At 66.3% G+C, this 13077-nt stretch carries 13 protein-coding genes and 2 tRNA genes; 11 read left to right on the forward strand and 4 right to left on the reverse strand.

Going from position 1 to position 13077, the window contains the following annotated elements:
* Position 1 precedes the first annotated feature (1 nt).
* The 4 genes from N7640_RS08105 to N7640_RS08120 all read left to right on the forward strand — a co-directional run bounded on the left by N7640_RS08105 (position 2) and on the right by N7640_RS08120 (position 4027).
* Complete coding sequence (locus N7640_RS08105) at positions 2–829, forward strand: AraC family transcriptional regulator (protein WP_279903409.1); 828 nt, start codon at positions 2–4, stop codon at positions 827–829.
* 72 nt (positions 830–901) lie between these two features.
* Positions 902–1612: an AzlC family ABC transporter permease gene (locus tag N7640_RS08110; RefSeq protein ID WP_279903410.1), complete on the forward strand. Its 711-nt coding sequence runs from the start codon at positions 902–904 to the stop codon at positions 1610–1612.
* Positions 1612–1941: an AzlD domain-containing protein gene (locus N7640_RS08115; RefSeq protein ID WP_279903412.1), complete on the forward strand. Its 330-nt coding sequence runs from the start codon at positions 1612–1614 to the stop codon at positions 1939–1941. The genes N7640_RS08110 and N7640_RS08115 overlap by 1 nt, the downstream gene beginning before the upstream one ends.
* Before the next feature lie 214 nt (positions 1942–2155).
* On the forward strand, positions 2156–4027 hold the full coding sequence (locus N7640_RS08120; protein ID WP_279903413.1) for an MFS transporter: 1872 nt from the start codon (positions 2156–2158) through the stop codon (positions 4025–4027).
* A 109-nt stretch (positions 4028–4136) separates the two neighbouring features.
* Here N7640_RS08120 and sugE read toward each other — a convergent pair whose 3' ends face one another.
* Both sugE and rdgC read right to left on the reverse strand, forming a co-directional pair.
* Entirely contained in the window at positions 4137–4451 is a 315-nt protein-coding gene (gene sugE, locus N7640_RS08125) for a quaternary ammonium compound efflux SMR transporter SugE (RefSeq protein ID WP_279903414.1), read from the reverse strand.
* A gap of 163 nt (positions 4452–4614) precedes the next feature.
* Positions 4615–5535 carry a recombination-associated protein RdgC gene (gene rdgC / locus N7640_RS08130; protein WP_279903415.1) on the reverse strand — a complete coding sequence of 307 codons (921 nt, stop codon included), beginning with the start codon at positions 5533–5535 and terminating at the stop codon, positions 4615–4617.
* Between the two features lie 159 nt (positions 5536–5694).
* Here rdgC and N7640_RS08135 point away from each other — a divergent pair.
* The 7 genes from N7640_RS08135 (at position 5695) to N7640_RS08165 (ending at position 9068) form a co-directional block, all read left to right on the forward strand.
* Positions 5695–5770, forward strand: a tRNA-Val gene (locus N7640_RS08135).
* 20 nt (positions 5771–5790) lie between these two features.
* Positions 5791–5867 (forward strand) — tRNA-Asp (locus N7640_RS08140).
* Between the two features lie 232 nt (positions 5868–6099).
* The gene (locus tag N7640_RS08145) at positions 6100–6819 is read left to right on the forward strand and encodes an FKBP-type peptidyl-prolyl cis-trans isomerase (protein WP_220811083.1); all 720 of its coding nucleotides are present in this window, start codon (positions 6100–6102) and stop codon (positions 6817–6819) included.
* Between the two features lie 353 nt (positions 6820–7172).
* A complete protein-coding gene (locus N7640_RS08150) occupies positions 7173–7607 on the forward strand; it encodes a DUF1232 domain-containing protein (protein ID WP_279903416.1) in 435 nt (144 codons plus the stop codon).
* A 299-nt stretch (positions 7608–7906) separates the two neighbouring features.
* Entirely contained in the window at positions 7907–8227 is a 321-nt protein-coding gene (locus N7640_RS08155) for a helix-turn-helix transcriptional regulator (RefSeq protein ID WP_279903417.1), read from the forward strand.
* Positions 8224–8589, forward strand: coding sequence for a hypothetical protein (locus tag N7640_RS08160; RefSeq protein WP_220811080.1), 366 nt, complete (start codon positions 8224–8226; stop codon positions 8587–8589). The genes N7640_RS08155 and N7640_RS08160 overlap by 4 nt, the downstream gene beginning before the upstream one ends.
* Entirely contained in the window at positions 8589–9068 is a 480-nt protein-coding gene (locus tag N7640_RS08165) for a sel1 repeat family protein (RefSeq protein WP_279903420.1), read from the forward strand. The genes N7640_RS08160 and N7640_RS08165 overlap by 1 nt, the downstream gene beginning before the upstream one ends.
* On the opposite strand, the gene N7640_RS08170 is transcribed toward N7640_RS08165, so the two are convergent.
* Complete coding sequence (locus N7640_RS08170; RefSeq protein ID WP_279903422.1) at positions 9052–10812, reverse strand: EAL and GGDEF domain-containing protein; 1761 nt, start codon at positions 10810–10812, stop codon at positions 9052–9054. The two genes, N7640_RS08165 and N7640_RS08170, sit on opposite strands and share 17 nt — an antisense overlap.
* 148 nt (positions 10813–10960) lie before the next feature.
* Positions 10961–13072, reverse strand: a complete 2112-nt coding sequence (locus N7640_RS08175; RefSeq protein WP_279903424.1) for a carboxy terminal-processing peptidase — start codon at positions 13070–13072, stop codon at positions 10961–10963.
* Between the last annotated feature and the right edge of the window lie 5 nt (positions 13073–13077).

A 13077-nucleotide genomic window follows, 5' to 3' on the forward strand; every position in this document is an offset into this window, starting at 1 on the left:
CATGGCCGGCGGCGAACGCACCCGCTTCTGGGAGAGCCGGGCGCTGACCGGCGTCGAGCTGCTGCATGCGCGTTATATCGAGCAGCGTTTCTCACCGCATGTGCACGAGGGCTTCGTGTTCACCGTGATCGAGGGCGGCGCCCAGCGCTTCCGTCATCGCGGCAGCGACCACCTGGCGCCGGTCGGCAGCATGGTGCTGATCAACCCGGACGAGGTGCACACCGGTTCCAAGGCCCACGAACAGGGCTGGTGGTATCGCGGCTTCTACCCGGCGCCGGCGCAGGTACAGGGTGTGCTGGAGGAACTCGGGCTGGCCGCCGGCGGCATGCCGTCGTTCGGCGTCAGCGTGTTGCAGGACGTGGAGTTGCACCAGGCGTTCGGCCACCTGCACCGTCTGCTCGACAGCGATGCCAATGCCCTGCAGCAGCAGACCGCCTGGCGCGAGGCGATTCTCCTGCTGTTCCAGCGCCACGCGCGGCTACCCCAACCGGCCGAGCCCGGCCGCGAGCCGCGCGCCGTGGCCCTGGCCAAGGACCTTCTTGCTACGCGCCTGGGCGAGCCACCGTCGCTGGAAGAGCTGGCCGCGCAGGTCAACCTCTCGCCCTTCCACTTCGCCCGGGTGTTCCGTCGTGCCACCGGCCTGCCGCCGCATGCCTGGCTCAAGCAGCGCCGCCTGGAGCAGGCCCGTGCCCTGCTGCGTTCCGGCTGTGCGCCGCTGCAGGTGGCCATGCAGCTGGGGTTCGCCGACCAGAGCCACCTGAGCCGGCAGTTCAAGCAGAGCTACGGGGTCAGCCCCGGCGAGTACCGCCGAGCCTGTGCCGGTTTCTGAAGGCGACGGCGCAATATCGTTCAAGACGGCGGAACCGGTCGTCGACTAGCCTCCTGCGCTCAAGGAGGCTCCATGACCCGTCGACACGAATTCCTGCAGGGCCTGCGCGATATGCTGCCGATGCTGCTCGGCGCCATGCCGTTCGGCATCATCTACGGCAGCCTGGCCGGCGCCGCCGGACTCACGCCCTGGCAGACCATCGGCATGTCGGTGCTGGTGTTCGCCGGCTCGGCCCAGTTCATCGCCATCAGCCTGCTCGGCGGCGGTGCGACCCTGGCCGTGCTGTGGCTGACCACCCTGGTGGTCAACCTGCGCCATGCCCTGTACAGCGCCACCCTGCAACCCTTCGTCCGCCACCTGCCCAAGCGCTGGCGGGTGCCGCTGGCGTTCTGGCTGACCGACGAGGCCTTCGCCGTGGTCCAGCACCGCTACGCCGAAACCGATGCCTCGCCGAACAAGCACTGGTACTTCCTCGGCGCCGGCCTGGCGATGTACGGCAACTGGCTGGCCTGCACCCTGATCGGCCTGGTGTTCGGCCGGGCGGTGCCGAACATCGGCGCCTGGGGCCTGGACTTCGCCATGCTCGCCACCTTCATCGGCATCGTCGTGCCGATGCTGCGCAACCGCCCGCAGGTGGCGGCGTCGCTGGTCGCCGCCGGCACGGCCCTGGCCTGCCACGGGCTGCCCTACAAGCTCGGCCTGATGGCCGCGGCCGGCGCCGGCATCGTCGTCGGCGTGGTGCTCGAACGTCGCTACCGCCTGCTGCAGGATGAGGTGTTCTGATGGAAAACTGGATACTGATCCTCGGCATGCTGGCGATCACCTTCGCCACCCGCTACAGCCTGTTCGCCTTCCCCGACCTGCGTTTCCCGCCGCTGGTGCGCCAGGGCCTGCACTACGTGCCCACGGCGGTGCTCACCGCCATCGTGGTGCCTGGCATGCTGCTGCCCGACGGCAAGACCTGGGCGCTGGCCTGGGACAACGCCTACCTGCTGGCCGGGCTGATCACCATCGCCATTGCGGCGCTGACCCGCCACCTGCTGGCGACCATCGGCGGCGGCCTGCTGGTGTTCTTCCTGCTGCGCTGGTGGCTGGGGCAGATGCCGATCTGATTCCTCTCTCCCTCTGGGAGAGAGTTGGGGCGGCCCGCGTAGGGTGAGGGTGCTATAGGCGGCTCGGTGTAGCCTGGAAACCCCTCACCCCCGGCCCCTTTCCCAGAGGGAGAGGGGAGCTGTGCACGAAAGCGCGACGCGGGTGTGGCTTTGCCCGGGGCAGATGCTGTCCAATGTCGGACGGCCCGCTCGGCCTCCACCAGGTACAAGGACGATGACCCAACACTCGCAATTCGCCCTGCTCGGCACCCGGCGTTTCCTGCCGTTCTTCGTTACCCAGCTGCTCGGCGCGTTCAACGACAACGTGTTCAAGCAGTCGTTGATTCTCGCCATCCTGTTCAAGCTCAGCGTCAGCGCCGACCGCGATCTGCTGGTCAACCTCTGCGCGCTGCTGTTCATCCTGCCGTTCTTCCTGTTCTCCGCCCTCGGCGGCCAGTTCGGCGAGAAGTTCGACAAGGACCGGCTGATCCGCGCGATCAAGCTGGCCGAGATCGTGATCATGGTGGTCGGCGCCACGGGTTTCCTGTTCGACGACCTGTTCCTGATGCTGGCGGCGCTGTTCGCGATGGGCACCCACTCGGCGCTGTTCGGCCCGGTGAAGTATTCGATCCTGCCGGCGGCCCTGCGCGAGGAGGAGCTGGTCGGCGGCAACGCGCTGGTGGAGATGGGCACCTTCCTGGCCATCCTCGCCGGCACCATCGGCGCGGGGCTGTTGATGTCCGGCGAGGGCTATCGCATGGCGGTGGGCGTCGCCATCGTCGTCACTGCGGTGGCCGGCTACCTGGCCAGCCGCAGCATCCCGCGCTTCGCCGCGGCGCTGCCGCAACTGCAGGTGGACTGGAACATCTTCCGCCAGTCCTGGCAGATCATGCGCCTGGGGCTCGGTCAGCGCCCGGCGGTGTCGCGCTCGCTGATCGGCAGTTCCTGGTTCTGGTTCCTCGGCGCGATCTACCTGACGCAGATCCCGACCTTCGCCAAGGAACTGCTGCACGGCGACGAGAGCGTGGTGACGCTGATCCTCACCGTGTTCTCGGTGGGCATCGCGCTCGGCTCGATGCTCTGCGAGCGGATGAGCGGGCACAAGGTGGAAATCGGCCTGGTGCCGTTCGGCTCATTCGGCCTGTCGCTGTTCGGCATCCTGCTGTGGGCCACGTCCAGCGGCTTCCCGCAGGCGGCGGCGACGCACGACTGGCTGGGGTTACTGAGGATGGGCGAGGTCTGGTGGGTGCTCGGCTCCATCCTCGGCCTGGGGGTGTTCGGCGGCTTCTATATCGTGCCGCTGTACGCGCTGATCCAGTCGCGCACCGAGGAGCACGAGCGGGCGCGGGTGATCGCCGCCAACAACATCCTCAACGCGCTGTTCATGGTGGCGGCGGCGCTGGTGTCGATCCTCTTCCTCAGTGTCGCCAAGCTGAGCATCCCGCAGCTGTTCCTGGCCATCTCGCTGATGAACATCGCGGTGAACCTGTACATCTTCAAGATCGTCCCCGAGTTCACCATGCGCTTCCTCATCTGGATGCTCAGCCACTCGATGTACCGGGTGCGCCATCACAATCTCGAGGCGATCCCGGACGAGGGCGCCGCCGTGCTGGTGTGCAACCACGTGTCCTTCGTCGACGCCCTGCTGATCGGCGGCGCGGTGCGCCGGCCGGTGCGCTTCGTCATGTACTACAAGATCTACAACCTGCCGGTGCTGAACTTCATCTTCCGCACCGCCGGCACCGTGCCGATCGCCGGGCGCAACGAGGACCCGGAAGTGTTCGAGCAGGCTTTCACCCGCATCGCCCGCTACCTGGAGGAGGGCGAGGTGGTGTGCATCTTCCCCGAAGGCAAGCTGACCACCAGCGGCGAGATCGACGAATTCAAGGCGGGCATCGAGCGCATCCTTGCTGCCAACCCGGTGCCGGTGATTCCCATGGCGCTGCAGGGGCTGTGGGGCAGCTTCTTCAGCCGCGCGCCGCACAAGGGGCTGTTCAGGCGCTTCTGGTCGCGCATCGACCTGGTGGCTGGCCAGCCATTGCCGGCGGACACCGGGCGGCTGGTGCTGCAGGAGCAGGTGATGCGGCTGCGGGGTGACCTGCGCTGAGTTCAGGTCGAACGAAAAAGCCCGCCGATCGGCGGGCTTTTTCATGGCTGTCGTAGGGGGCGCCATGCGCACCGGGGCCTGTTGGTGCGCACGGCGCACCCTACGGGCATTAGTGGCTCAGCTTGAGCCCGACCAGCCCGGCGACGATCAGTGCCACGCTGGCCAGGCGCATCAGGGCCATGGACTCGCCGAACAGCAGGATGCCGGCGATCACCGTGCCGACCGCGCCGACGCCGGTCCAGATCGCATAGGCGGTGCCCAGCGGCAGCTCCTTCATGGCGAGGCCGAGCAGGCCGATGCTGACGATCATGGCGCCGACGGTGAGCAGGGTGGGTATGGGGCGGGTAAAGCCGTCGGTGTACTTGAGGCCGATGGCCCAGCAGACCTCGAACAGGCCGGCGAGAAACAGAATGATCCAGGACATGGGAAGGCTCCTTTCGCTGATGGGCGGGCCGTCCCGGATGGTCACTCGGATGGAGCGGCGAGGTCGTCCTCGCGTCGTTCGCTATTCTGCACACTGGACTGCACAGGGCAAGACCCGAGGAACGGGCATGCCCTGGCAATGGTTACCGGAGTTGTCCGAGTGGTCAGATACCCTGGGGAATCTCTTCCCCGCCCAGGGCCTCGAACAGCGCCGGCAGGAAGTCGCTCAGGGTCAGCATCATAAGGACGAAGCTGGCGTCGAGCTGGCCCAGGGCATCGTCGCCGCCGTCCTGGGCGGCCTGGTCCTGCAGCAGGTCCTCGAAGCGCAGGCGCTTGATGGTCAGCTTGTCGTCCAGCACGAAGGACAGCTTGTCCTGCCAGGCCAGGGAGAGCTGGGTGACCAGCTTGCCGGCGGACAGGTGCAGCTGGATTTCCTCGCTGGTCAGGTCCTGGCGCTTGCAGCGCACCACACCGCCGTCCTCGCTGGTGTCGCGCAGTTCGCATTCGTCGAGGACGAAGAAGTCCGGCGCGGCGGCCTGGGTCTTGACCCAGTCGGTGAGAGTGGCGGTCGGCGCCATCTTCACCGACAGCGGGCGCACCGGCAGCGAGCCGATGGCCTCGCGCAGGGTGGACAGCAGGTCCTCGGCCTTCTTGGCGCTGGCGCTGTCGACCACGATCAGGCCGAGCTTGGGCGCGATGGCGGCGAAGGTGCTGGAACGGCGGATGAAGGCGCGCGGCAGGAAGGCCTGCACGATCTCGTCCTTCAGCTGGTCGCGCTCCTTCTTGTAGACCTTGCGCATCTGCTGCGCCTCGATCTCGTCGACCTTGTCCTTGAGCGCGTCGCGCACCACGCTGCCGGGGAGGATGCGTTCCTCCTTGCGCGCGGCGATCAGCAGGAAGTCGCCGCTGACATGCACCAGCGGGGCGTCGGCGCCCTTGCCGAACGGCGCCATGAAACCGTAGGTGGTCAGCTCCTGGCTGGCGCAGGGGCGCGCGGCCTTGGCGGCCAGCGCCGCTTCAAGGGCCTCGGCGTCGAAGGGCACGTCCTGGGTCAGGCGGTAAACGAGCAGGTTGCGGAACCACATGGGGGAAACACTCCTTGAACACGAAGCGCGCATTATTCTCCGCCGGGGCCGATTGGCCAACCCGAAGCTAAGCCTTTGGAAGTGCTCGAAAATTTTTTTCAAAAAAGGCTTGCCAAGGGGAAAGGGTCTCCCTAGAATGCGCCCCACTTCGAGAGTGAAGGGTGATTAGCTCAGCCGGGAGAGCATCTGCCTTACAAGCAGAGGGTCGGCGGTTCGATCCCGTCATCACCCACCATCTCGCTCACGAGGTTACGCGCAGCGGTAGTTCAGTCGGTTAGAATACCGGCCTGTCACGCCGGGGGTCGCGGGTTCGAGTCCCGTCCGCTGCGCCATACATAAAGCCTTGGTTAGACTTAAGACCGAGGCTTGAAAGAAACGACCGAAAGGTCGTTTTTTTTTGCCCGCGATTTGCTTCGTCCGGCACCTGGCCTTGCCCATTGCGATCGGGGGCGGCTGAACTTCTCGGTCTTTTGCCGTTCCTACTGTGCCGTAGCCAGTGCTCGGTGCAGGCTGCTAAGCTCGCGCTCTCTTTCTGCCCATACGTGGCTTCTACAAGGAACAAGCATGAAACAACATCGTCTTGCTGCGGCGGTTGCCCTGGTCGGCCTGGTTCTGGCCGGTTGCGACGCGCAGACCAGCGAAGTGGAACTCAAGACCCCGGCGCAGAAGGCTTCCTACGGTATCGGCCTGAACATGGGCAAGAGCCTGTCCCAGGAAGGCCTGTCCGATCTGGACTCCAAGGCCGTCGCCATGGGCATCGACGATGCCATCGGCAAGAAGGAGCAGAAGCTGAAGGACGAGGAGCTGGCCGAGGCCTTCACCTTCCTGCAGAAGCGCGCCGAGGAGCGCATGGTCAAGCTGAACGAGGAGTCGGCCCAGGCCGGCAAGAAATTCCTCGAGGAAAACGGCAAGAAGGATGGCGTGGTCACCACCGCTTCCGGCCTGCAGTATGAAGTGCTCAAGAAGGCCGACGGCGCCCAGCCCAAGCCCACCGACGTGGTCACCGTGCACTACGAGGGCAAGCTGACCGACGGCACCGTGTTCGACAGCTCCGTGGAGCGTGGCAGCCCCATCGATCTGCCGGTCAGCGGCGTGATCCCGGGCTGGGTCGAAGGCCTGCAACTGATGCACGTCGGCGAGAAGTACAAGCTCTACATCCCCAGCGAACTGGCCTACGGTGCCCAGAGCCCGAGCCCGGCGATCCCGGCCAACTCGGTGCTGGTGTTCGAACTGGAACTGCTCGGCATCAAGGACCCGGCCGCCGCCGCTGGCGCCGCCCAGTAACGGTTCCGCTCCGAGAAAACGCCCCGCTAGCCGGGGCGTTTTCATTTGCAGAACCGGCAGGCGACCCGCCGGTCTGAATGGAGAGCGGCGGGGGTTGTGGTGTTACGGTTATGCACATCGCCCCGGTTACCGGCGCTGTCCGCTTCGTTACCCCAATCGTGAGCGATGTGGCAATCATAACTGCATGATTTATATTGGTTTTTTGTGGTGAGCAAAATTTGCCCGATCTGTGGGGAAACCGCATGGGACGGGCGTTTGATCGAGTCATCAAACAACTGTTCACAAGGTTATCCACAGATCCGGTGGATAACCGCGTGGGGCCCAGCAGGCACGCGCCATCGCGGAGATCGACCATGAAACCACCCTTCAATTCTGCGCGTTACTTCCGACTCGCCCAGCGTGTGCTGGCGCGTGGACGACTCCCCGCGCTGCTCCTGGCGGTGACCCGAAAGGGTGAACGCGGCGCGCGTTTCGCCCGCCTGCGCGGCGATCTCAAGTTGCTGCAGGGGCTGTGCGCCGCCTGGTGGCGGGGCGAGTACCGCGCCGTCAGCGGCCAGGCGCTGCTGGCCGTGGTGGCCGCGCTGGTGTACTTCGTCATGCCGCTGGACCTGGTGCCCGACTGGCTGCTGGGCGTCGGCCTGCTGGACGATCTCGCGGTGCTGGCCTGGGTGCTGCGTACCTGGGAAGGAGAACTGGATGCCTATCGCGCCTGGCGCGATGCCCAGGCGCCGGAGGTGCTGCAGCGGGTCGAGGCGCTGCCGGACGCGCGGGAGCGCCAGTCCGGTTGACCGCCACCTGCGGCCTTTCCATCGGCTATGTCCCCATTAGTTGTTGCACACCTTGTGGGAGCGTATTCATCCGCGAAATTCGCGGCCAATTTAAATGCTGCCCAGCCGCTCCCACAAAAGCAGGATTGTGCCACCAGCACATAACGGTAAATAGCCTTTCCGTCGGCCACGATGGCCGTTCCCGACTCTTGTCTGACAGGTCAGCATGGGTCACGCTCTTGGCCTGTCCGGGCTGATAAGATGGGCGCCTGCAAGGGAGGTGCCGAGCGTTTCGGCACTGCTTTCCACGGAGAGCTGTAATGAGTGTGCAAGTGATCATGCGCGACGGCGAGGCCGAGTATGCGGTGTTGCCGTGGGCCGAGTACCAGGCGCTGCTGAAGGCTGCGAACCAGGCTTCGGCAGCCGATGTCGCTGAGGCGCCGGCGGCCGTTTCCCGGCTCGATCGGCTGGCCAGCCTGCGCGAGGCCAAGGGCCTGTCCCAGGCCGACCTGGCCCGCGCCGTGGGCATCAGCCCGCACTATCTGAATCTGATCGAAACCGGCGAGCGTGAGCCTGACGGGGCGATCCTGCGCTCACTGGCGCGCGTGCTGGAAGTGGGCGACTGGGAGCAGTCGTCTTGAGTGTGCGCATCCACAGGCAGCACTGGCAGGCATTGCTCGGTGAACTGGAAGACGCGCGCCGGCAGCGACACCTGCTGACCTATCGCGCCCTGGTCGAGCGCCTGCAGCTGCCGACCCCGGCCATGCAGACCCTGACCGCCGCGCTGGAGCACCTGGCCGCGCTCGACGCGCGTGCCGAGCGCCCGCTGCGCAGCGCCCTGGTGATCAGCCAGGGCGCCAGTCGCCTGCCACGTACCGGCTTCTTCGAGTGCGTGGCCAGACTGGGGCGCTTTGCCGGCCCCTCCGACGGCATCGCCGCGGCCTCCTGGCACGCGGCCGAGGTGGCTCGCGTGTTCGAGTTCAGCTACCCCGAGGAGCCCTGATGCTCTGGCGCCTGCGTGCGTGGATCGGCTACTGGGTGGCGCGGCGTCTGTTCCGCTGGAGCTGGATGGTGCGCCAGCCCCGTGCGTGGGCCTGGGTGCAGGGCCAGTTCGCCCGGATGGCCGCGCAGGGGCATGTGCCCGCCCAGAGTTTCTATGGTCATCTCCTGCTGTTCCGTGGGCAAGGCTTCGGCGCCCGCGAGGAAGGCCTGCGTCTGCTGCGCCTGGCTGCCGAGGGCGGCGATGGCAAGGCGGCCTACCAGATCGGCGTGCAGTACCTGGCCGGCGACAGCCGCCAGGCGCCGGACGCCGCTGAAGCCGCACGCTGGTGGGAGAGGGCGGCAGAACTGGGCCATCCCCTCGCCGCGCAGCGTCTGGCGCAGCTCTACCGGGACGGCGGTGATGGTCTCGCGCCCGATGCGGCGTTGGCCGAGCGTTTCGCCCGGCGGGCGGAGTCGCTCGGCTTCAGGCCGAAAGGCTGAGCGTGTCGAGGATGTGCAGGCTGTAGCCGGGGATGGCCTTGGCGTGATGCTTGGCCTTGGACGCCAGGCTGGCGAGCTGGCTGGCATCCAGTTGGGCGCAGCTCTGGGGGTGCAGGTGTACCACGCCGATCGACAGTGACAGCAGCGGGAACTCCTCGCGATTGCCCTGGCGGTTGTGGCTGACGAAGCAGCCCGCCCTCAGGTGTTCTTCCCGATAGAAGCGCCGGCACTGGGCCTGGAAATCCTCCAGCAGCTGATTGAGGCGTTCGCGCCAGTTGTCCGGGCCGAGCACCAGCAGGAAGTCGTCGCCGCCAATGTGGCCGACGAAGTCGCGGTTGGGGTCGACCCGCTCGTTCAGGCACTGGGCCAGGCACAGCAGGACCTCGTCGCCTCGCGCGTAGCCGTAGAGGTCGTTGAACGGCTTGAAGCTGTCGATATCCACGTAGCACACCAGCGCTTCGCGGCCCTGTTGCAGCAGGCGGCCCAGGCACTGCTGGATCGGCACGTTGCCCGGCAGCAGGGTCAGCGGGTTGGCGTGGCGGGCCTGCTGGATCTTCAGCTCGGTGATCAGCTTGAGCACGTCGATCACCCGGCCCAGACCGCGGTAGCGACCCTGCTGGATGATGATGAAGTCTTCCTCCATGCGCTGGCGCGCCCGGCTGGTCAGCAGGCGGCTGACCTGCTGCAGCGATTGGCCGATGTCCACCGCGAGGAAGTCGCCGCTCATCAGCCGGCTGATCGGCTTGCGCGCGAACAGGTCTGTGGCGAAGGGTTTCAGCAGGGCGTCGGACAGCGAGTGGCGGTGGACGATGCCGACCGGCTGGCGCTGTTCGTCCAGCACCGCCAGGGAATTCAGGTTGGCCTGGGCGCGGAAGGCTTCGAGCACTTCGGCGATGGGCGTGTCCTGGCCGACCGCGGGCTGCTCGTTGAGCAGCGCGGAGAGGTCGCCGCTGTCCTCGCCGAGCGCGGGCGGCGAGCTGTCGAGCCGTGGCAGGAGTTTCTGGGCGTCCCGTGGCGGCTGTTCCTGGGGACGGCACAGCAGGTAGCCTTGGACCAAGTCGACGCCCATCTCGGTGAGGGTCGCCAGTTCCTCGACCAGTTCGATGCCCTCGGCGATCACCTGGGCGCGGGAGGCCTTGGCCATCTTCAGGATGGAGTCGACGAACTCGCGTTTGACCGCGTCCTGGTGGATGCCGTCGATGAAGTGGCGGTCGATCTTCACGTAGTCTGGGCGCAGCTCGGACCAGAGGCGCAGGCTGGAGTAGCCGGCGCCGAGGTCGTCCAGGGCGATGGAGAAGCCCATGGCGCGGTAGTGGTGCAGGGCGGTGTCGAGCAACTGCAGGTCCTCGATGGGGGCCTGCTCGGTGAGTTCGATCACCACCTGGCCGGGCGGGATGCCGAATTCCTGCAGCAACCTCAGGGTGCGCCCCGGCTGGTGGCTGGCTTCCAGCAGGGATTCCGGCGAGACGTTGAGGAACAGCTTGCCGTCCAGCTGGAGGTCGCTGTAGCGGCGGCAGGCGCTCTTGCGTGCCAGCAGTTCCAGTTCGCTCAGGCGCCCCGCGTTGCGGGCCACGGTGAACAGTGCGATGGGGGCGTGCAGCGAGCTGTTGGAGGGGCCGCGGGTCAGCGCCTCGTAGCCCAGGATGCGTCGCTCGGACAGGCTGACGATGGGCTGGAACAGGCTGTGAAGGTCGCCGTGAGCGAGGATGGACTCCAGCGCGCTCAACTGCTCGGTGACGGTCATGGACATCTCTCGGCGTCAAAACAAGGGGGCCGGTATCGCTACCGGCCCCCCTATTTCACGACAGAGCGATGACCGTTTGATTACGCCTCGTCTTATTGCTCGGCATGTCTCAATTGGCCGCGGCGAGCCACGTCATCGGTGACACGTGCTATTGCTTGGCCACGGTGGCTTCCATACCGAGGTAGTCGAGCAGGATGCGGCCGCTCTCGGTCAGGTAGGCATCGTCTTCCGGCTTGGTCTTCTCGGGCTCGACCGGAGTCACGTCCTCGTCGTCTTCCTTGATTTCCTTGAGCAGCTCTTCGCCCTTGGCCGTGCGCCTGGCGTTTTCCAGCGCCAGTTGCTTGGCCTCGATCTCGGCGTGCCGGGCGCGGCGGGCCTGCTCGTTGAGGCTGACGGTGGTCTCGGCCATCAGCTTCTGGGTCAGGTCGAGGCGCTCGCGGGCGAAGACGAAGTCCGGGTTCTCCGCGGTGCGCGACTCGTGGCGCGATTTCAGCTGGGCCAGGAACGGCTTGTAGGGATCGATCTCCGGGTTGACCGCCGGCTTGATGCTGTCCCACGGCATGGCTTCCGGCAGGGCGCTCTCGCCGATCTGCTTGGTGTCCACGATATCGGGGTAGGCGATGTCCGGCAGGACGCCCTGGTGCTGGGTGCTCTGGCCGGAGACGCGGTAGAACTTGGCCATGGTCAGCTTCAGCTCGCCATGGTTGAGTTCCTGGATGGACTGCACGGTGCCCTTGCCGAAGGTCTGGCCGCCGAGGATCAGCGCCCGGTGGTAGTCCTGCATGGCGCCGGCGAAGATCTCCGAGGCGGAGGCCGAGAGGCGGTCCACCAGCACGGCCAGCGGGCCGTCGTAGAACACGCCGGGGTCCTCGTCGGCCAACACCTGGACGCGACCGTCGCTGTTGCGCACCAGCACGGTCGGGCCCTGGTTGATGAACAGGCCCGTCAGCTCGGTGGCCTCCTGCAGGGAGCCACCGCCGTTGTCGCGCAGGTCGATGACCACGCCGTCGACCTTCTCGTCCTTCAGCTCGCCCAGCAGGCGCTTCACATCGCGGGTGGTGCTCTTGTAGTTGGGGTCGTGGGCGCGGTAGGCCTTGAAGTCCAGGTAGAAGGCCGGGATCTTGATCACCCCGAGCTTGTAGTCGCGGCCGTCGTGTTGCAGCTTGAGCACGGATTTCTGCGCGGCCTGCTCTTCCAGCTTCACGGCCTCGCGGACGATGGTGACCACCTTGCTGGTCTGGTCGCTCGGCGCGTTGCTGGCCGGGATCACTTCCAGGCGCACCTTGGAGCCCTTCGGACCGCGGATCAGCTTGACCACTTCGTCCAGGCGCCAGCCGATCACGTCGACCATTTCCTTGTCGCCCTGGGCGACGCCGATGATCTTGTCGGCGGGGGCGACCTGCTTGCTCTTCTCGGCCGGGCCGGCCGGCACCAGGCGTACCACCTTGACGTATTCGCTGTCGGTCTGCAGCACGGCGCCGATGCCTTCCAGCGACAGGCTCATGTTGATGTCGAAGTTCTCGGCGTTGTCCGGCGAGAGGTAATTGGTGTGCGGATCGTAGGTCTGGGCGAAGGCGTTGATGTAGGCCTGGAACACGTCTTCGCCACGGGTCTGCTCCAGGCGCTTGCGCTGGTTCTTGTAGCGCTTGAGCAGCAGCTCCTGGATGTCCTTGGGCTCCTTGCCGGCGATCTTCAGGCGCAGAACTTCGTCCTTCACACGCTTGCGCCAGAGGTCGTCCAGCTCGGCCTTGTCCTTGGCCCAGGGGGCCTTCTCACGGTCCACCAGCAGGCTCTCGTCGAGGGTGAAGTCGATCTTGTCGACGCCGCCTTCGAGCATGGCCTCGACCTGGTCGAGCCGCTCTTCGGCGCGTTGCAGGTAGACGCGGTAGATGCCGAAGCCCGGCTCCAGGTCGCCGCTCTTGAGGAAGTCGTCGAACCTGGTCTTCCAGCGGTCGAACTGGGCGATGTCGGCGGCGGTGAAGTAGCTGCGCGCCGGGTCGAGCATCTTGAGGTAGCCCTCGTAGATCTTCACCGAGCGTTCGTCGTTCAGCGGGGGCTTGTTGTAGTGGTGGCGCTTGAGCAGCTCGACCACGTTGAGACTGGCGATCACCTGCTCGCGGTCGGGCTGCAGGTAGGTCCAGTTTTCCGCGGCGGCCTTGGCGGCGGCCGGCAGGGAGTGCAGGCCGAGTAGCAGGGCCAGGGCTGTAGCGGAGAAGAGACGATGCATGTTGGTTCGACGCGAGGGCAAGTGATAACGCATATTAG

Source organism: Pseudomonas sp. GD04015 (assembly GCF_029837675.1).
GTDB lineage: Bacteria > Pseudomonadota > Gammaproteobacteria > Pseudomonadales > Pseudomonadaceae > Aquipseudomonas > Aquipseudomonas paralcaligenes.

Bases quoted from the DNA above. Each gene is read 5' to 3' on its own strand.
- N7640_RS08105 (WP_279903409.1), top strand. From the start codon at position 2: ATGGCCGGCGGCGAACGCACCCGCTTCTGGGAGAGCCGGGCGCTGACC.
- N7640_RS08110 (WP_279903410.1), top strand. From the start codon at position 902: ATGACCCGTCGACACGAATTCCTGCAGGGCCTGCGCGATATGCTGCCG.
- N7640_RS08115 (WP_279903412.1), top strand. From the start codon at position 1,612: ATGGAAAACTGGATACTGATCCTCGGCATGCTGGCGATCACCTTCGCC.
- N7640_RS08120 (WP_279903413.1), top strand. From the start codon at position 2,156: ATGACCCAACACTCGCAATTCGCCCTGCTCGGCACCCGGCGTTTCCTG.
- sugE (WP_279903414.1), bottom strand. From the start codon at position 4,451: ATGTCCTGGATCATTCTGTTTCTCGCCGGCCTGTTCGAGGTCTGCTGG.
- rdgC (WP_279903415.1), bottom strand. From the start codon at position 5,535: ATGTGGTTCCGCAACCTGCTCGTTTACCGCCTGACCCAGGACGTGCCC.
- N7640_RS08145 (WP_220811083.1), top strand. From the start codon at position 6,100: ATGAAACAACATCGTCTTGCTGCGGCGGTTGCCCTGGTCGGCCTGGTT.
- N7640_RS08150 (WP_279903416.1), top strand. From the start codon at position 7,173: ATGAAACCACCCTTCAATTCTGCGCGTTACTTCCGACTCGCCCAGCGT.
- N7640_RS08155 (WP_279903417.1), top strand. From the start codon at position 7,907: ATGAGTGTGCAAGTGATCATGCGCGACGGCGAGGCCGAGTATGCGGTG.
- N7640_RS08165 (WP_279903420.1), top strand. From the start codon at position 8,589: ATGCTCTGGCGCCTGCGTGCGTGGATCGGCTACTGGGTGGCGCGGCGT.
- N7640_RS08170 (WP_279903422.1), bottom strand. From the start codon at position 10,812: ATGACCGTCACCGAGCAGTTGAGCGCGCTGGAGTCCATCCTCGCTCAC.
- N7640_RS08175 (WP_279903424.1), bottom strand. From the start codon at position 13,072: ATGCGTTATCACTTGCCCTCGCGTCGAACCAACATGCATCGTCTCTTC.